This is a genomic window from Pectobacterium wasabiae CFBP 3304, assembly GCF_001742185.1.
Classification (GTDB): domain Bacteria; phylum Pseudomonadota; class Gammaproteobacteria; order Enterobacterales; family Enterobacteriaceae; genus Pectobacterium; species Pectobacterium wasabiae.
In genome coordinates, this window is sequence record NZ_CP015750.1 from 2,071,814 (window position 1) to 2,089,290 (window position 17,477).

Annotated in this window: 16 protein-coding genes; 8 read left to right on the top strand and 8 right to left on the bottom strand. The window is 51.2% G+C overall.

All coding sequences use genetic code 11. The features are described from left to right. Positions 1-177 precede the first annotated feature (177 nt). The 6 genes from A7983_RS09375 to A7983_RS09400 all read left to right on the top strand — a co-directional run bounded on the left by A7983_RS09375 (position 178) and on the right by A7983_RS09400 (position 6,774). Positions 178-1,215 carry an iron ABC transporter substrate-binding protein gene (locus tag A7983_RS09375; protein WP_005975363.1) on the top strand — a complete coding sequence of 346 codons (1,038 nt, stop codon included), beginning with the start codon at positions 178-180 and terminating at the stop codon, positions 1,213-1,215. Next, a complete protein-coding gene (locus A7983_RS09380; protein WP_005975365.1) occupies positions 1,212-2,207 on the top strand; it encodes a FecCD family ABC transporter permease in 996 nt (331 codons plus the stop codon). Before A7983_RS09375 ends, A7983_RS09380 begins: the two co-directional genes overlap by 4 nt. After that, positions 2,204-2,962, top strand: a complete 759-nt coding sequence (locus A7983_RS09385; RefSeq protein ID WP_005975367.1) for an ABC transporter ATP-binding protein — start codon at positions 2,204-2,206, stop codon at positions 2,960-2,962. The genes A7983_RS09380 and A7983_RS09385 overlap by 4 nt, the downstream gene beginning before the upstream one ends. Before the next feature lie 57 nt (positions 2,963-3,019). Next, complete coding sequence (locus A7983_RS09390; protein ID WP_005975370.1) at positions 3,020-3,841, top strand: class I SAM-dependent methyltransferase; 822 nt, start codon at positions 3,020-3,022, stop codon at positions 3,839-3,841. Continuing rightward, positions 3,838-4,686 (top strand): ModD protein, encoded by an 849-nt coding sequence (modD, locus tag A7983_RS09395; protein ID WP_005975373.1) that lies wholly within the window; start codon positions 3,838-3,840, stop codon positions 4,684-4,686. Before A7983_RS09390 ends, modD begins: the two co-directional genes overlap by 4 nt. 96 nt (positions 4,687-4,782) lie before the next feature. Next, the gene (locus A7983_RS09400) at positions 4,783-6,774 is read left to right on the top strand and encodes a TonB-dependent receptor plug domain-containing protein (protein WP_005975375.1); all 1,992 of its coding nucleotides are present in this window, start codon (positions 4,783-4,785) and stop codon (positions 6,772-6,774) included. A 72-nt stretch (positions 6,775-6,846) separates the two neighbouring features. On the opposite strand, the gene accC is transcribed toward A7983_RS09400, so the two are convergent. The 8 genes from accC to acuI all read right to left on the bottom strand — a co-directional run bounded on the left by accC (position 6,847) and on the right by acuI (position 13,792). Then, positions 6,847-8,190, bottom strand: coding sequence for an acetyl-CoA carboxylase biotin carboxylase subunit (gene accC / locus A7983_RS09405; RefSeq protein ID WP_005975377.1), 1,344 nt, complete (start codon positions 8,188-8,190; stop codon positions 6,847-6,849). An 11-nt stretch (positions 8,191-8,201) separates the two neighbouring features. After that, positions 8,202-8,669, bottom strand: coding sequence for an acetyl-CoA carboxylase biotin carboxyl carrier protein (gene accB, locus A7983_RS09410; protein ID WP_005975380.1), 468 nt, complete (start codon positions 8,667-8,669; stop codon positions 8,202-8,204). Between the two features lie 24 nt (positions 8,670-8,693). Next, a complete protein-coding gene (aroQ, locus tag A7983_RS09415; protein ID WP_005975383.1) occupies positions 8,694-9,146 on the bottom strand; it encodes a type II 3-dehydroquinate dehydratase in 453 nt (150 codons plus the stop codon). A 254-nt stretch (positions 9,147-9,400) separates the two neighbouring features. After that, a complete protein-coding gene (msrQ, locus tag A7983_RS09420; protein ID WP_005975385.1) occupies positions 9,401-10,000 on the bottom strand; it encodes a protein-methionine-sulfoxide reductase heme-binding subunit MsrQ in 600 nt (199 codons plus the stop codon). Between the two features lie 36 nt (positions 10,001-10,036). Continuing rightward, complete coding sequence (gene msrP / locus A7983_RS09425; protein ID WP_005975388.1) at positions 10,037-11,038, bottom strand: protein-methionine-sulfoxide reductase catalytic subunit MsrP; 1,002 nt, start codon at positions 11,036-11,038, stop codon at positions 10,037-10,039. Between the two features lie 344 nt (positions 11,039-11,382). Beyond that, positions 11,383-11,907 (bottom strand): SMI1/KNR4 family protein, encoded by a 525-nt coding sequence (locus A7983_RS09430; protein ID WP_005975391.1) that lies wholly within the window; start codon positions 11,905-11,907, stop codon positions 11,383-11,385. A 90-nt stretch (positions 11,908-11,997) separates the two neighbouring features. Further along, complete coding sequence (locus tag A7983_RS09435; protein WP_005975393.1) at positions 11,998-12,522, bottom strand: SMI1/KNR4 family protein; 525 nt, start codon at positions 12,520-12,522, stop codon at positions 11,998-12,000. A 292-nt stretch (positions 12,523-12,814) separates the two neighbouring features. After that, positions 12,815-13,792, bottom strand: coding sequence for an acrylyl-CoA reductase (NADPH) (acuI, locus tag A7983_RS09440; RefSeq protein ID WP_005975396.1), 978 nt, complete (start codon positions 13,790-13,792; stop codon positions 12,815-12,817). A gap of 244 nt (positions 13,793-14,036) precedes the next feature. Between acuI and csrD the strand changes: the two genes are divergently transcribed. Both csrD and mreB read left to right on the top strand, forming a co-directional pair. Next, positions 14,037-15,974, top strand: coding sequence for an RNase E specificity factor CsrD (gene csrD, locus A7983_RS09445; protein WP_005975399.1), 1,938 nt, complete (start codon positions 14,037-14,039; stop codon positions 15,972-15,974). A gap of 317 nt (positions 15,975-16,291) precedes the next feature. Further along, positions 16,292-17,335 carry a rod shape-determining protein MreB gene (gene mreB, locus A7983_RS09450; RefSeq protein ID WP_005975401.1) on the top strand — a complete coding sequence of 348 codons (1,044 nt, stop codon included), beginning with the start codon at positions 16,292-16,294 and terminating at the stop codon, positions 17,333-17,335. The last annotated feature ends 142 nt before the right edge of the window (positions 17,336-17,477 follow it).

Consider the following 17,477-nt stretch of genomic DNA (forward strand, 5'->3'; position numbering starts at 1 on the left):
CCCCCTTCTTTCCCATTCCCTTTATGAATTGATAAAACGCATCGCATTTATTGTTCTGATTATCAACATCGGGTATCACCGGAAATGTGATCCGAGTGATTGACCCCGAAATTTGTGTGTGGATAATAACGATATATAAAAAAATATATAGCGTTATTATTTAACTCTGGGATCACCATGGGAATGAACAGACGGGCATTTTTGTCGTATCTGGCGGCACTTTCTGCTTTACCTCTTTTACCCGCTTCTTTTGCGTATGCATTTGACCGGATTGCTGGGCGGTTTGGCCAGATTCCTGCACCTTCTGATATTCGGCGTGTGATCAGCGCGGGGCCCCCTGCGGATATGCTGCTACTGGCGCTGGCACCGGAAAAGCTGCTGGGTTTTTCATCATTTGATCTGTCGGGTGAGTCGGGGGCGCTATTTTCTGAAACCGTCCGCCGATTGCCGCGTTTAGGACGCTTATCGGGCCGAGCGAGTACGTTATCGCTGGAAAAACTACTGGCGCTGAACCCCGATATCATCATTGATTGCGGAAGTGCTGATGAAACCTATCGCTCATTGGCGCAGAGAACCTCGCAGCAGACTGGCGTGCCTTACGTGCTGGTGGATGGCGGCCTTCAGGATACGCCTGCGCAACTCAGGCAGGTGGGGCAACTATTGAATGTCACGACGCGTGCGGAGCAGCAGGCGCAGTTTGCCGAGTCTATTTTGCAGCGTGCGAACGCTTATCGTGTTAACGCTCAGGCTGAGAAACCGCGCTTTTATTTCGCTCGTGGCGCGCTGGGGTTGGAAACGGGATTGCGTGGCTCGCTTCATACCGAAGCGGTAGAACTGCTGGGTTTTGAGAATGCCGCGACGGCTGGGGAATTAAACACGCTGACTCAGGTGTCGATGGAGCACATTCTGACGTGGAACCCGGAGGTTATCATTACGCAGGATGTGCAGAGCTATCAGCACATTACGCGTTCGGAGCAGTGGCAAGGCGTAGACGCGGTGGCGCGGCAGCGCGTTATCCTGATGTCTGGTCTGCCGTTTGGCTGGCTGGATGCGCCGCCTGGCCTAAACCGGCTGCTGGGGTTATGTCGTTTACAAAGCCATTTTGACCCTGCTACCGCTCAGCAACTCAAAAGTGATACCCGAGCATTTTTCCACCTGTTTTACCATACCGATCTGAATGATGCGCAGCTTGAGCAACTGTTGAGAGTGGCATGAAAATTCATACCTTCATCCTGTTACTGGGGATCCTGCTTATCAGTAGTGCGTTGCTTGCGTTAGTGGTCGGTCACTATTCCCTCTCAGTGCATGAAATCCTACAGATTATCGCTGCACCGCAGGGAACGGCATCGATCGAACCCCGCAAAGCGACCGTGTTTTGGAACATCCGCGTGCCGCGTATGCTGGCGGCGATGCTTATCGGTGCTGGGTTAGCCGCCGCTGGTGCGGCCTATCAGGGCATGTTCCGTAACCCGTTGGTCTCGCCGGATATTCTTGGCGTCTCTGCGGGGGCCGGCGTGGGGGCGACATTCGGGATTTTCCTCGGCTTACCTATGCTGTTTATTCAGCTTCTGGCGTTTGCTGGCGGGTTGGGGGCGGTGACGCTGGTTTGCCTGATTGCTCGTATGGCGAAGCGGCACGATCCCGTATTAGCATTGGTGTTGGTCGGCATGGCGATCGGTGCATTAGGCGGCGCGGCGATCGCGCTGATCAAGATCCTGGCCGATCCCTATACTCAATTACCATCGATTACCTTCTGGCTATTGGGCGGACTCTCCGCCACTACCGTTCAAGACTTAAAGGTTGCCGCGATACTGATTGTGCTTGGCCTGATGCCACTCATTCTGTTGCGCTGGCGTATGAATCTGTTGAGCCTGCCGGATGAAGAAGCCCGCACGCTGGGAGTGAATATTCGTTATACCCGGCTGCTATTCATTTTGGCGGCGACGTTAATTACCGCCAGTGCCGTGTCGATCGCGGGGATCATTGGATGGATCGGGCTGGTGGTGCCGCACATTTGTCGCCTGATTGTTGGCGACAACTTCAATCGGCTATTGCCCGTTTCTATTGCCGTCGGGGCGCTGCTGTTGTTACTCACCGATACGCTAGCACGCACGCTGGCTGCAATTGAACTGCCGCTAGGTATTCTGACGTCATCCATCGGTGCGCCCTTCTTTCTGCTACTGCTGTTGAGAGGGGAAAAGGCATGACGGACACCCGTATCGCCACGCTTCAGGCTGTTAGCGTCGGATATGGCCGGACTGTTGTGAACCACGACATCTCGTTTTCACTGCCATCCGGGCAGATCACCTGTTTGCTCGGCGCGAATGGCAGCGGTAAAACGACGCTGATGCGCACCCTGCTGGGCTTAATCCCTGCCTTTTCCGGCCAGATACAGATAGCCGAAAAACCCATTACCGCTTGGTCTGCCAAGGCGCTCGCGCAGGTTGCCGCTTATGTGCCTCAGGCGCATGACTCTCCGTTTGCTTTCCGCGTGTTGGATATGGTGCTGATGGGATGTCACCCCCGTTTGTCGCTTTTTTCCACACCGGGAAAACGTGAAATCGCGTGTGCTGAAGCGGTGTTATCTCAGCTTGGGATTCTGCCACTGAGCCAGCGCTCATACGCGACGTTGAGCGGGGGAGAGCGGCAGCGCGTGCTCATTGCTCGCGCATTGGTACAACAACCGATGCTGATGGTGATGGATGAACCCGCAGCCAGTCTGGATTTTGGCAACCAAATTCGATTACTGGCACACATCAAGTGGCTCAAAGAAAGCGGTATCGCGGTGCTGATGTCTACGCACCATCCCCAGCACGCGCGGGCCGTGGCGGATAACGTGGTCTTGCTGCACCCTGGTGCGGGTACGGAACAGGGAAGCCCGGACGTGCTGCTGACACCCGCGAGGCTCGCGGCGCTGTACGACGTAAAAGAAGCGGATATTCACGCGCATTTCCGCACCTGATTCCCTGCTTGTGCAGGCGAGTAGGCAGCTAACAAAAAGAACGATCGGGAAGAAAATATGATTATCGATGAGATTGATTTTTCAGCACTTTACCAGGCACATATGGCACGCGCCGCCAGAACGGCTAAAACCTCGGAACATTGGGATAAGCGTGCAGAAAACATGGCAATAGAATGCGCGGGGCCACGCGATCCGTATCTGGAGCAGTTTATTGGCAACATGGATTTTTCGGGAGCCAAAACGCTGCTGGATGTGGGATGTGGACCGGGTTCGGTGTGTTTGAATCTCGCGTCGCAGCTTGAACAGGTCTACGGCATGGATTACAGCGAGGGCATGCTGGACGTGGCACGTCGTCGAGCCGATGCGATGGGGATCGCGAATGCAACGTTTGCTCACCGCGCTTGGGAAGATGATTGGGCGGACTTGCCTGACTGCGACATTGTGGTGGCGTCGCGATCGACGCTGGTTATGGATTTGGCGGCCGCGCTCTACAAGCTGAATCAGAAAGCTCGCCTGCGGGTGTATACCACTCACACGGTTTCTCCTACGTTTGTCGATCCACGTATTTCGGCGGCTATCGGGCGGACGTCGACATCGTTACCGAACTATATCTATGCCGTGAATATCCTTTATCGCATGGGGATCCACGCCAACGTGAGCTTTATTCGCGGGCAGAATTGCCAAAGACATGCCGAAACATTTGAACGTTTTGCGGAAGGCGTGGCCTGGTCATTAGGCAAGCTGAATGAGGAAGAAAAGCAGCGCCTGAGAGCCTATTACGATATGCATCAGAATGATGATATTCCACTCGTTTCGCCGACGCGGGATTGGGCGTTTGTCTACTGGGATGTGGTGCCACACGCGAAGTTCACGCGATGATGTATATCCCGGATGCGTACCTTGACCAACTCCTGCTGGAAGATATTCAGTACGGTGATATCACCACCCGAGCGCTGGGAATTGGCCAAGGGGAAGGGGAAATCACCTTTTTCCATCGTCAGGGGGGATGCGTCAGCGGGCTGCCGGTGGCGGAACGTTTGTTGCAGCGGTTGGGATTACGAGTGACGTATAGCGTTCAGGAAGGTGAGCGCGTGCAACCCGATGAGGCGATACTTTCTGCCACAGGAAAGGTTGCCGCGTTACATCAAGGCTGGAAGGTCACGCAGAACGTTCTGGAGTGGTGCTGTGGCGTCAGCGAATATCTGTATCAAATGAAGGCCATTTATACTCGCGAGGTTCCATCCGGGCAGATTGCCTGTACGCGTAAAATTATTCCCGGCACGAAACCGCTCTCGGTACTGGCTGTGCTGGCTGGTGGTGGCATTGTGCATCGCTTAGGGTGTGCCGAAACTATTCTGCTATTTACGAATCATCGCCGTTTTTTGCCGCATCAGGATGATTGGGCCTCTCATATTGCTCAGTTGCGCCACGCTGCGCCGGAGAAAGCCGTCATCGTAGAGGTGGATCATCCCGATGAGGCGATACAGGCGCTCAACGCTGGGCCAGATATTCTACAGCTTGATAAATTTACGCCTGAGCAGGTGGCCTCCACACTGGCTTATGCTGCCCGATATGCGCCTGCGTGTAAGGTGTCTGCTGCGGGGGGAATCAACCTGAAAACGGTCCAACGTTATGCCGAAACGGGGGTGTCGCTGCTGGTCACGTCTGCGCCTTACCATGCGCCATCTGCCGATGTTCGCGTCGTTTTAACACCTATATTTTAACCTCGCTTTCCCGAACGTTCGGATCGGGAGAAGCGATGACACCTATCGTTATATAAAAATTTATACAGCAATGTGTTTTTTTAAGGGAACAATGTCATGCAAATAAAAAAATTAAGTTGGTTGTTGTCCGTCAGTTTATTACCTGCCTCTTGTGCGTATGCCGCTTCTGGTGAAGGGAGTGAGAATACGAAGGATAAGGATGTGATGACGGTGTGGAGCAGTCCGGTCGCGGCAACCAACGATGTGGTCAATCAAGAAACCATTAATCGATTAAATCGACACAACGTGGCTGAAGCACTGAATATCGTGCCGGGCGTGATGTTACAAAAATCAGGTGGGCGCAGCGAACAGCAGGTGAAAGTCCGCGGCTTTGATAGCCGACAGGTGCCGGTTTTTCTCGACGGCGTACCGATTTATGTTCCCTATGATGGGAACTTGGATCTTGGCCGTTTCCAGGCTTCCGATTTAGCTGCGGTTGAAGTGTCTAAAGGGTATACCTCGCTGCTGCAAGGCCCGAATCAAATGGGCGGCTCGATTAACCTTACGACGCTACGGCCGAAAAAAGAGCTGGAAGCCAATGTGCGTGTGAATCAGGGCTGGTCACGCGGGCGCGACAATGCCCATAACATGGATGCGTCGTTTGGCGGGAAAAGCGATCTTGGGTTCTTTCAGATTAGCGGTAGCCGTCAGAAGCAACGGTTTACCGGGTTGCCCCATGGGGTTGATAACCCGACCGCCGGTAGTGAAGGCCAGCGGATGAATTCTGCCAACGATGATAAGCGTGGCATGCTGAAGGTTGGGTTCACACCACGAGAGTCAGATGAATATACGTTTACCTACATCAATCAGGAAGGTGAAAAGAATACGCCGCCTTATGCGGGTAACAGCAGTCAGTCGGCACGCTATTGGCAATGGCCGGACTACAACAAGGAAAGTTATTACTATCAGGGTACGACAAAGTTAAGTGACAGAGTGACGTTAAAAAGCCGCTTCTATCACGATGAATTTGAAAATACCTTGCTGATGTATAAAACGCTGGCGGATTTCAAAAGCAAGAGTGGGAACTATAGCCACTATGCGGACTTTAGTAACGGCGCGGGGCTGCAACTAGGGATTGATATGCGTGAACTGGATCAGTTGTCGTTTGCCCTACACTGGAAAGATGACGTTCATCGTGAAAAAGGGGCATTGGATGCACCTTACGATCGTTACAAGGATCGTACCTGGTCGATGGCAAGCGAATACCAGTGGAATCTGTCTGACAAGCTAGATGCGGTATTTGGCGTGAGCTACGACTGGCGCGACAGCAAGCAGGGCATGAAGCATGAAAAGAATGGTGCGCTAACGACGTATGACCAAAATAATCAGGATGCGTTTAACTGGCAGATGATGACGAAGTATCGCTTCGATAATCGCGACGAACTGCAATTCTCGCTGTCTGAACGCAGCCGTTTCCCTACGCTGAAAGAACGCTACACCACGTCTAAACCTGCCAAAAATCAGACCGCATTGGTTAACCCTAATTTGAAACCAGAACGTGCGCAAAACCTTGAGCTGAACTATCGCGGTGGCCTTACCGAGGGCTGGGGTTACGATGCCAGCGTGTACTATAACCGCGTATCAGATGCGATTCTGGCGCATAACATTACTCCAAGTCTGATCCAAAACCGTAACAGTGGACGGGTAGATTATTACGGCATGGATCTGGGCATTCACGGTGATGTCAAAGACTGGTTAACGGTTGGGGTTAACTACGGGCTGATTCATAGTGATGTAAAACGCAAAGACGTTGGCAACATTGTGGATTTGCCGAAACATAAGGTATTTGCCTGGGCAACGATCACGCCTTTTGAACCGGTCAGCATTACGGTGATGGAAGAAGCGCGTAGCTGGGGATTCAATAATTCAGATAATAATGATAAAACCCACGGATTTGCGATGACCAATGTGCGGGTGGATTATCGTTTGGGAGCGGGTTTCAGCGTGAATGCATCGGTCAATAACCTGTTCGATACGGCTTACGCTTATCAGGAAGGCTATGTCGAGGAAGGGCGTAACTACTGGTTAGGCGTTGCTTACCAATACTAATATACCTGTCATATTACGCATAAATAACAAAAGGCCAGCATGTGCTGGCCTTTTGACTCAATTGTGCAGCGTTTACTGCAAGCCGAGTTTCTTCTCCAGATAGTGGATGTTAGTGCCACCTCTCTGGAAGTTTTCGTCGCTCATGATCTTCATCTGAAGTTCGATGTTGGTTTTGATGCCATCGATGATCAGTTCAGCCAGCGCGTTCTTCATACGGGAAATCGCGATTTCGCGGGTTTCGCCGTAGGTGATCAGCTTGCCGATCATGGAATCGTAATACGGCGGTACGGTATAACCAGCGTAAATATGCGATTCCCAACGGACACCAAAGCCGCCCGGCGCGTGGAAACGCGTAATTTTACCCGGGCTTGGCAGGAACGTGTTCGGATCTTCTGCGTTGATACGGCATTCCACCGCATGGCCGCGAACCTTGACGTCTTTCTGCTTGATGGACAGCGGCTGACCGGCAGCAATACGCAACTGCTCTTTGATCAGATCCACACCGGTAATCATCTCGGTGACTGGATGCTCCACCTGAATACGGGTGTTCATTTCGATGAAATAGAACTCACCGTTTTCGTACAGGAACTCGAACGTACCCGCACCACGATAGTTGATATCGATACAGGCTTTGGCGCAGCGCTCACCGATATTGCGACGCAGTTCATCCGTAATGCCCGGTGCTGGCGCTTCTTCCACCACTTTCTGGTGGCGACGCTGCATGGAGCAGTCACGTTCGGCCAGATAGACGGCGTGGCCCTGACCATCAGCCAGAATCTGAATTTCCACGTGACGTGGATTTTCCAGATATTTTTCCATGTAGACCATGTCGTTGTTGAAAGCCGCTTTGGCTTCCGCACGGGTCATGTTGATGGATTGTTCCAACTCTTTGTCGCTGCGCACCACGCGCATACCACGACCACCGCCGCCGCCAGAGGCTTTGATGATGACCGGATAGCCGATGCGTTTTGCATGAACACGGTTAGCGTCCATATCGTCGGTCAAAGGGCCATCAGAGCCTGGTACGGTTGGAACACCTGCTTTTTTCATTGCGGTGATGGCAGACACTTTATCGCCCATCAGGCGAATGGTTTCTGCGCGTGGGCCGATGAAAATAAAGCCAGAGCGTTCAACCTGCTCAGCAAAATCCGCGTTCTCGGACAGGAAACCGTAGCCAGGGTGGATTGCGACGGAACCGGTGATTTCCGCAGCGGAAATAATCGCTGGGATATTCAGATAGCTTTTTGTTGACGGTGCTGGGCCGATACACACGGTTTCGTCCGCCAGCAATACGTGTTTCAAATCGCGATCCGCACTGGAGTGAACGGCGACGGTTTTGATGCCCAGCTCTTTACAGGCACGCAAAATACGCAGCGCAATCTCTCCGCGGTTAGCGATAACGATTTTATCTAGCATGATAAGCCTCGTTATTCGATGACAACCAGTGGCTCGTCAAATTCAACCGGTTGACCGTTTTCGACCAGGATGGCTTTAACCACGCCCGCTTTGTCGGCTTCGATCTGGTTCATCATTTTCATGGCTTCGACGATGCACAGGGTATCGCCAACGTTGACGTGCTGACCCACTTCCACGAAAGATTTAGCATCCGGGCTTGGGGTGCGGTAGAAGGTTCCAACCATTGGAGAACGAACGATGTGCCCACTGATGGCAGCCGGTGCGGCTGCAGTTTCCACTGGCGCTGGTGCAACGGCGGCGGCCAGTGCAGGCTGTGGCTGCATCATTGGCGTTGCGTAGGCCTGTTGCATCATCGGGTAGTTAACCGCGGCTGGGGCACGACTGATACGTACTGATTCTTCACCTTCAGAAATTTCCAGTTCGGCGATGCCGGACTCTTCAACCAGTTCGATCAGTTTTTTGATTTTACGAATATCCATGGATGTGGTTCCGTACTCTTTTGTTTAATTGGAAGTTGACAGGCGTTTTACCGCCGTCTGTAAAGCATACTGATAACCATCTGCCCCCAGGCCGCATATCACGCCTACCGCAACATCAGAAAGATAGGAGTGATGACGAAAAGGCTCACGTGCGTGCACGTTGGACAGATGAATTTCGATAAACGGAATGGCGACCGCCAGCAGAGCATCCCGCAGCGCAACGCTGGTGTGGGTAAATGCCGCCGGGTTAATCAGAATGAAGTCTGTGTTTCCTCTGGCCTGATGGATCGTGTCTATCAAGACATGTTCCGCATTGGATTGCAGATGGGAAAACTTCACGTTCAATGCCTGCGCCTGTGTTTCCAGCCCGCTGACAATGTCTGCTAACGTCGTCTTACCGTATTTGTCTGGCTCCCGGGTACCTAGCAGATTCAGGTTTGGACCATTCAAGAGCAAAATGTGAAAATTTTCTGCCATTGTGCTGCTATCTCCCGCGATTGACCAAGATTGGCAAAACCGTGTCGCACAAAATAGCGCGAAGCTATTCGTTTGTCACCTTTCGTGGCGAAAATTGTCCGACCCGAGAAGGTAAAGTCGAGCATTATAACCATATCGTGGCAATTCGCAGCTAAATACTGGTCTTATCTGCGGAGATATTCCTGCGCCAGGTCGTGGGAAGACGTAGATCTTGTGGTGGTTAGCAACCGGCTTTTCCTGTGTTAACACCGCGCTTAGCGCCACCATTGGCGGAATTTCTTATAGCGGAACAGCAGTAATATCAGCGCCGCTAACGCATACAAAATGGGCTGTGGGGATAGCGTTTTAACTGACCAAAGATAGTGGATAGGTGCGAGGATGGCGACTAAATAGACGAAATTATGCAGTTTTTGCCATTGAGATCCCAACTTACGCATCATGGCTTGTGGTGAGGTTATCGCCAGCGCCAGCAAAATCAGCCAGCCTATGATTCCCAGCGTTAAATACGGGCGGGATATCAGCTCTTTACCCAACAGATCCAGATGGTCCAGACCCAGTTCCAGCAGCGAATAACTCACCAGATGTAACGTCGCCCAGAAAAAACACCATAGCCCGAGAAGACGTCGGCAGCGAATTAATAGTGGCTGTTTGCCGTAGCGCGCCAGCGGTGTGACCAACAGCGTCGCCAGCAACAACTTTAGCGCCATTCGGCCAGTAAAGTGCTGGATATCTTTGGCGGGATCGGCACTAAACCACCCCTGATCGACCGATAATATCAGCCATAGCAGAGGGAGAAAACCCGCCAGATGGAGCAGCACCTTTAGCCAGTTAATATGTTGTAAAGTCAGTCTCATGCTGATGTGAATTCCTATCCTGACAGGACGTGATGGCTAAAAATTGTCGCGCAGATTCAGGCCGCGATACAGCGAGGCGACCTGTTCTGCGTAGCCGTTAAATAGCAGTGTAGGCTGGCGCTCAACGTTAAGCAGGCCACCTGAACCGATGACGCGCTCTGTGGCCTGCGACCAGCGCGGGTGATCCACATGTGGGTTAACGTTGGCATAGAAACCATATTCGTCCGAGGCCGCCAGATTCCATGTGCAAGGGGGGCGCTCACGGGTAAACCGGATATGGACGATGGATTTGATGTTCTTGAATCCGTATTTCCACGGTGTGACTAAGCGGATAGGGGCACCGTTCTGCGGCGGCAGGGTCTTGCCATACACCCCAACGGCCAGCAGCGCCAAGGGGTTCATGGCTTCATCCAGCCGCAGCCCTTCTACATAGGGATAGTTCAGCCCGCCGCCCATGAAGCGATCTTTTTGTCCCGGCATCTGCTCTGGGTCATAAAGCGTCTGAAATGCTACATAGCGCGCGTTGCTGGTGGGTTCGGCGAATTTAATCAGCTTAGCCAGTTCAAACCCGACCCACGGAATGACCATCGACCACGCCTCGACGCAGCGGAAACGGTAGATCCGTTCTTCCAGCGGAAAGCGTTTTAGCAAATCGTCGATATCCAACGTGAGCGGTTTAGCGACATCCCCGTCGATTTTGATGGTCCAACCTTCAGTTTTTAATCCACCTGCATTGGCTGCCGGATCGGCTTTATCCAAGCCGAATTCATAGAAATTGTTATAGCCCGTGACCTTATCTTCCGGCGTGAGCGGAAGATCGAGTTTCCAGTCCGCAGGTTGGCTAAACGTGAGCGGTTTACCTAGCGGGGCTTTGGGTTTATCGCTACCTTTAAACCAGGCCAGCAGGTCGGCCTGTGCGGAAAGCGGCAATGAGAGTGCCGCCACAGAAATCCCCAGCGCTTTTAAGACGCGCCGACGCTGATAAAAGAGGGCTTCCGGCGTAACGTCGGCTTCAGTGGGTTTGCGATGTTTATACATGTGAACTCCCGCCAGTTATTATTGTTGACGTAGGGTGGCGTTTTTACTGCTTACCGTTCACTTAGTTATAGATGAATTGCGGTAGAAGAGATGAAATACTTTTTTGCAGGGTGTAACCGCCAGGCACACCATATGAATGTTCACTCATTAATCATTGATGCGAATCCAGCCTGTAAGCTGACATACAGGATCCAATGCCCCTGAATGTCCCCGTGTATTTGCCCTGCTTACTTGGTATTTAAGACTTTCGAACTGATGTAGTTGCGGTACTCCCACTCGGTAGCTTACCTTTTTTATCCGAAAATATTTCATCTCTTAAGCAAACGTGCATCTACCAGTATAAATTACAACTCATCTTCTGATGTTGGCATACTTAGAAATTCCTTCAATGAGTGAGCAATCAATCCCAATCCCTCGCCCATAATTAAATTATCAGCATAATATCGCCAGTGAAATACATTTTTATATGTAATGGAATCAGGTCTTACATCATAAATCAGGCAGGCATCACCAGCATCATCATACGTTGAACCAATAACAATCAATCCATTGGGTAACAAAAATCGCTTGTCATAAACAGATTCTTGAGACAGTTTTGTGTATTCCACTATATAATTACTGCTATAGATGATTTCTATATCAATAATTATTGTTTTATCGTTGTATTTAGCCAAAACACTGTCAATATCCTCTGCTGGCCCCACTGGTTTATCATTTGTCAAAAACATTAGTTTTTGCATTTCGTTAGGAACCACTATTTTCAACTCATTCTGAATGAATGTTATAGATGAATTTATTTTATTCACATCTGGAATGAAATTAGGTTCATCCATATCCCATTTATCAAGATCAGTTTTCTCAATTGTCATTTAATATCCCTCCCTGCGGCACACCGGATGCCCACTACGTGTTGATTCTAAGTTATATGCTTCTGTCTGTACCGATGATACCTTTCTATACTACAACGCATCTACCGCTGTTGGTGTGCTGAGAAAGGCCTTCAAAGAATGAGCAAGCAGTCCCAGGCCTGCGCTCACAACTACATTATCAACATAATACCGCCAGTTAAAAATATGTAAATATGTTGGCGAATTAGGTCTAACATCGTAGATGATACAAGAATCAGAATCACCATCATAGTTCGAACCGATCACTATCAGACCAGTAGGTAACAAATATCGTTCATCGTATATCGACTCTTGAGATAGTTTGGTATGCTCGATGACTTGCTCTGATGGAAATAAAACAGATGTGCGTACAGGTCTAACGCCTTGAGCATATTTAGCAAGGCAATACTCTTTTTTTCTAATAGGTGCGATGGCCTCGTCATTTGTTAATGTTAAATAATCATTAAATTCGATTGGTAACTTTACCATTAGTTCATTTTCAATAAGGCTTATTGCACTTTTCACCTTATTTAAATCGGAGTCGAAATTTGAGCCATTCATTCTCCAACCAACAAAATCCTTTTCAACTATTCTCATAATTAAAGCTCCGTCTCTCCCTACATTGAATTCTCACCAGAGTCAGGTATTCCAAGTTCTCACCATAACTACATTGCGTCAGTTAAAACAGGTAAGTATGTCGGTGAGTGAAGTACGACATCGTAGATGATACAAGAGTCAGAATCACCATCATAGTTCGAACCGATAACTATCAGTCGCTTACTGATTAAAGTGCATCGAGCGATGATAATGGATAGATCGTAAAGACGCTTTACTCTCTATTCCATTATCATCGTTTTCGTTCCGCAAATCGGCACGTCAACGAAAGGCGTTAGCTGATTTTCACCAGCGTGCGGCCAGTGACTTTGTTTTCCAGTAGCGCGGCGGCAGTGGCAGGTACGTCTTCCAACCCGATTTCCTGCGTCACCTGCTGGTAGAACGACTCCGGCAGGATGGCAGCCAGACGATCCCACGCTTGCTGGCGGCGAGCCAGCGGTGTCATGACGGAATCCACACCTTGCAGACGAACATTGCGTAAAATAAAGGGCATCACGGTTGTTGGCAGTGCAATACCGCCAGCCAGACCGCACGCGGCGACCGTCGAGTTGTAATCCATCTGCGCCAACAGCGTCGCCAGCACGTTATCGCCGACGGTATCAACCGCACCAGCCCAACGTTGTTTCTCCAACGGACGAGGACTCCCGCTGAATTCGCTGCGATCCAGCACCTGTTTGGCACCCAGCTTTTTCAGATAATCCGTGTTACCAGCACGGCCGCTGACGGCGGTAACCTGATAGCCCAGCTCTGCAAGCAGGGCGACGGCCGTGCTGCCGACGCCGCCGCTGGCACCCGTTACAATAATGTCGCCGCTTTCCGGCGTCACGCCGCCGTCTTCCAGTGCCATTACGCACAGCATCGCGGTAAAGCCTGCCGTACCAAGGATCATCGCGTTACGCGCATCCAGCGATGCAGGGAGCGGCACCAGCCAATCGCTCTTCACGCGAGCCTGCTGTGCCAAACCGCCCCAATGGTTTTCACCTACACCCCAACCGGTCAGGATAACGGGCTGGCCGACGCTAAACCGATCGCTGTCGCTGTGGCCTACCGTACCGACAAAATCGATTCCTGGAACCATCGGGAAATTACGAATAATTTTGCCTTTGCCCGTAATGGCAAGCGCATCTTTATAATTAATGCTGGACCAACTGATATCGACTATCACATCCCCGGCGGGAAGCTGCTTTGCGTCAATCTCGCGAATCTGAGCATGGGTCAGTCCGTCTGACTGTTCAAGAACTAAAGCCTGCATGGGCTATCTCCTGTAGCAGGATTAAAATGGGGAAGTCATTAACGACTATATATCTGTCATTCTTCAAGCAGCATGTGCGTTGGCTGCTCAAAATGAATACGTTTTGTCCTGAAACTCGAATTATTTAGGTTATAGTTATTACAGGTACTATTTGTTAATAAAGGTACTATGTTGCTGGCCTATGCGAACTGATAAAAAACAACAAACTCGCAGAAACGACAATTATTTGGAATAGGACGCAGGGATGGGATTTACGACCAGATTCTCGATACTCGTGATATTGCTGACGGCAATCGCTATTTTCCTCATGTTTTTCAGTAGCATATTTAGTCTCTGTTATTATAGCCAGTCGCGAACGGCGCAACAGTTGCATGAGGTCACGGCCAGTATCGATCAGGCGTTATTAGTGCAATCACCTGAAAATATCCGGTATTGGCTGCCGGGGATGATGAAAACGGCGGGCATTGTCGCGCTGGAGATCCAGGATAACGATGCGGCCCTCTATGCAATACAACTGCCCGAGGCCAGTTGGGAACGCACGCATCTCTATCATGAAGTCGAATTCCCGCTGATGCATCATCTGAACATGACGATCGCCTTAAAGTATGTCGATCCGCTGATCGGTTTACCGCGCTTTGTGGTGTCGACGCTGTCGGTGTTACTGGCCGCGAGCCTGATGCTCCTGATGCTTTACTTCTCCATTCGCTGGCTACGCCGTCAGACGGCCGGACAGGAAGAGTTGGAAAAGCGAGCACAGCGTATTCTCAAAGGTGAACGTGAATCGGTGATGCAGGGGGCGGTACATGAATGGCCCGTCAATACCAGTGGGGCACTTGACCAACTGTTGTCTGATTTAGTGGAAGCGCGTGAGGAACGCGGGCGGGTTGATACCTTAATCCGTGCCTTTGCCGCGCAGGATGCTGAAACCGGGCTGAACAATCGTCTGTTTTTTGATAATCAACTGGCCACGCAGTTGGAAGATGGTGAAGAGGTGGGGACACACGGCATCGTTATGATGATCCGCGTGCCTGATTTTGAAACGTTGCAAGAAACGCATGGTGATAGCACTCTTCTGCAGGAATACCGTTTTACGCTCGTCAACCTGCTGTCGACGTTTGTCATGCGCTACCCCTCTGCGCTGCTGGCGCGCTATTTCAGCAGCGATTTCACCGTATTACTCCCCCACAGTACGCTAAAGGAAGCCAATGCGATTGCCACGCAGTTGGTGAAAGCCATCGATATTCTCCCTGCCTGTGCGCTTATCGATCGTGAGGAGGTGCTCCACATTGGTATTTGCGCCTATCGCGGCGGACAAAGCGCTGAGCAGGTTATGGAAAGCGTAGAGGACGCGACGCGTAATGCGGTATTGCAGGGAGGTAACAGTTGGTGCGTGTTTGACAGGCAGGTGCCGGATAAAGGGCGTGGCAGCGTGAAATGGCGGACCTTGCTGGAACAAACGTTGGCGCGTGGCGGGCCGCGACTGTACCAGAAGCCCGCTGTCACCAAAGAGGGCGTTGTGCATCATCGTGAAATGATGAGCCGGATTTACGACGGAGAACAGGAGTTGCTCGCCGCAGAGTATATGCCTCTGGTTCAACAGTTGGGGTTGGCGGCTAGCTATGATCGCCAACTGGTCGCTCGAATTGTTGATTTGTCAGCGAACTGGCCCGGAGAAACTCTGGCTCTCCCAGTAAGTGTGGACTCACTTTTGCAAAAACCTTTCTTGCGCTGGTTGAACGAAATATTGCTGCAATGTCCGAAAACACAGCGGCAGTGCATTTTATTTGAACTTGCAGAGGCTGATGTTTGTCAATATATCGGTCGCTTGCGCCCGGTTCTTAATGTGATCCTGGAGTTAGGCTGTCGCTTGGCGGTAACGCAGGCGGGTTTGACACTGGTCAGCACGACGTATATCAAGTCGCTTCCCGTGGAGGTCATCAAGCTTCACCCCGGTTTGGTGCGCAGTCTTGAACGCCGCCCGGAAAATCAGCTTTTTGTGCAAAGTTTGACCGAAGCCTGTAAAGGTACGCAAACTCGGGTGTTTGCCGCTGGTGTGCGTACCAAAGAGGAGTGGCGGATGCTGTTAGGTAAGGGGGTTTATGGCGGGCAAGGTGATTTTTTTGCCGCATCAATCCCTGTAACGGATGAGCTGAAAAAATATTCACCGCAGCATCGTGTTTAGTATAAACGTCCTGTTCAAATTGACGTAGAATGAGGCGGTTGTTAAATCGGTTAGTGTGTGCTTACGTTAGCGCCAATCCGATTAAATGTTAGATTTTATGTCCTGTGTTAGCGCAATTCCGTCGGGTGGATAGGGGTAAAATGCCTTGCTGCCTGAGGAGAAGGCATTCTGTGCCTACATCCCCGATGTCGACGTGCGCAACTCAGACTTATTTTTCACCGAAGCAGAGCCTTTTCGTGCCTTGTCGCTGCTTCGTGTGGTTGGTAAAGTAGGCGGATTTATTTTTCGCCCCCAGCTTGCAGGATTATCCTTTAGTTATGTTTAAGAAATTTCGTGGCATGTTTTCCAACGACTTGTCCATCGACCTGGGTACCGCCAATACCCTGATTTATGTTAAAGGGCAGGGCATCATACTTAATGAACCCTCTGTGGTTGCGATCCGTCAGGATCGTACTGGTTCCCAAAAAAGCGTGGCAGCAGTAGGCCATGACGCCAAGCAGATGCTGGGCAGAACACCTGGGAATATTGTGGCGATTCGCCCGATGAAAGATGGCGTTATTGCCGATTTCCAGGTCACGGAAAAAATGTTGCAGCACTTCATCAAGCAAGTGCATAACGACAGCTTTATGCGTCCGAGCCCGCGTGTGCTGGTGTGTGTGCCAGTCGGTGCTACGCAGGTTGAACGCCGTGCCATTCGCGAATCTGCACTCGGTGCGGGTGCCCGCGAAGTGTTCCTGATCGAAGAGCCGATGGCGGCAGCGATCGGTGCGGGCATGCCGGTATCTGAAGCGACGGGTTCCATGGTCGTGGACATTGGTGGTGGTACGACAGAAGTCGCGGTAATCTCGCTGAACGGCGTGGTGTACTCCTCTTCGGTACGTATTGGCGGTGACCGCTTTGATGAAGCGATCATCAACTATGTTCGCCGTAACTATGGCTCACTGATTGGTGAAGCGACGGCAGAACGTATTAAGCATGAAATTGGCTCCGCTTATCCGGGCGATGAAGTGCTTGAGATTGAAGTGCGTGGCCGTAACCTTGCTGAAGGTGTGCCGCGTGGGTTCACGCTGAACTCCAACGAAATTCTGGAAGCGTTGCAAGAGCCGTTGACGGGTATCGTCAGCGCAGTCATGGCGGCGTTGGAACAGTGTCCACCGGAGCTGGCCTCCGATATTTCCGAGCGCGGTATGGTGTTAACCGGCGGCGGTGCGCTGCTGCGTAACCTAGATCGTTTGCTGATGGAAGAAACCGGTATTCCGGTTGTGGTGGCTGAAGATCCGCTGACCTGTGTCGCCCGTGGTGGTGGCAAGGCGCTGGAAATGATCGACATGCACGGTGGCGATTTGTTCAGCGAGGAGTAATCCTGTCTGGAAAAAGGGGGGACCGGATGGATGAACGCCTGCGTTTTTCATCTCTCGTGGTTACCCCTTTTTTATTTGCCTGTAGCCCTACGGGGTGCTGCTTTGTGACGTTAAAAATCGCCAGGAGCGATTTGAGGTTGCT

Coding starts and splice junctions, on each gene's coding strand:
- A7983_RS09380 (WP_005975365.1), top strand. CDS start 1,212: ATGAAAATTCATACCTTCATCCTGTTACTGGGGATCCTGCTTATCAGT.
- accB (WP_005975380.1), bottom strand. CDS start 8,669: ATGGATATTCGTAAAATCAAAAAACTGATCGAACTGGTTGAAGAGTCC.
- A7983_RS09385 (WP_005975367.1), top strand. CDS start 2,204: ATGACGGACACCCGTATCGCCACGCTTCAGGCTGTTAGCGTCGGATAT.
- A7983_RS09435 (WP_005975393.1), bottom strand. CDS start 12,522: ATGAGAATAGTTGAAAAGGATTTTGTTGGTTGGAGAATGAATGGCTCA.
- mreB (WP_005975401.1), top strand. CDS start 16,292: ATGTTTAAGAAATTTCGTGGCATGTTTTCCAACGACTTGTCCATCGAC.
- accC (WP_005975377.1), bottom strand. CDS start 8,190: ATGCTAGATAAAATCGTTATCGCTAACCGCGGAGAGATTGCGCTGCGT.
- modD (WP_005975373.1), top strand. CDS start 3,838: ATGATGTATATCCCGGATGCGTACCTTGACCAACTCCTGCTGGAAGAT.
- msrP (WP_005975388.1), bottom strand. CDS start 11,038: ATGTATAAACATCGCAAACCCACTGAAGCCGACGTTACGCCGGAAGCC.
- A7983_RS09430 (WP_005975391.1), bottom strand. CDS start 11,907: ATGACAATTGAGAAAACTGATCTTGATAAATGGGATATGGATGAACCT.
- A7983_RS09400 (WP_005975375.1), top strand. CDS start 4,783: ATGCAAATAAAAAAATTAAGTTGGTTGTTGTCCGTCAGTTTATTACCT.
- msrQ (WP_005975385.1), bottom strand. CDS start 10,000: ATGAGACTGACTTTACAACATATTAACTGGCTAAAGGTGCTGCTCCAT.
- aroQ (WP_005975383.1), bottom strand. CDS start 9,146: ATGGCAGAAAATTTTCACATTTTGCTCTTGAATGGTCCAAACCTGAAT.
- csrD (WP_005975399.1), top strand. CDS start 14,037: ATGGGATTTACGACCAGATTCTCGATACTCGTGATATTGCTGACGGCA.
- A7983_RS09390 (WP_005975370.1), top strand. CDS start 3,020: ATGATTATCGATGAGATTGATTTTTCAGCACTTTACCAGGCACATATG.
- acuI (WP_005975396.1), bottom strand. CDS start 13,792: ATGCAGGCTTTAGTTCTTGAACAGTCAGACGGACTGACCCATGCTCAG.
- A7983_RS09375 (WP_005975363.1), top strand. CDS start 178: ATGGGAATGAACAGACGGGCATTTTTGTCGTATCTGGCGGCACTTTCT.